At 65.6% G+C, this 256-nt stretch carries 1 protein-coding gene; it reads right to left on the minus strand.

The window, feature by feature from the left end; all coding sequences use genetic code 11:
* Positions 1-256, minus strand: a 256-nt coding sequence (locus GM668_RS30815) for an Ig-like domain-containing protein (RefSeq protein ID WP_170305937.1), incomplete at both ends; no start/stop codon positions are given.

The following is a 256-nucleotide window of genomic DNA, read 5'->3' on the forward strand; positions in this document are numbered from 1 at the left end:
AGCGCAGTGCCGATCAGCGTGCCGCCGTCATATACCGACACCGTGCTGTTGGCTTCCGCCGTGCCGCTGATGATTGGCTTGTTGACATTGGTGATGCGGTCGCCCGGCACACCCGAATCCGACACCAGCCCCGGCGCTGCCGGCACTGCCGGCGCCGTGCGGTCGATCGTCACTTTCAGGCCCTGCGACGGCGCACTGAAGTTGCCCGCCTTGTCTTCCTGCGTGACCGTGTACGCAATGTCGACGCCGGTAGCTG

Source organism: Pseudoduganella ginsengisoli, from assembly GCF_009720865.1.
Taxonomy (GTDB): Bacteria; Pseudomonadota; Gammaproteobacteria; order Burkholderiales; family Burkholderiaceae_D; genus Rugamonas; species Rugamonas ginsengisoli.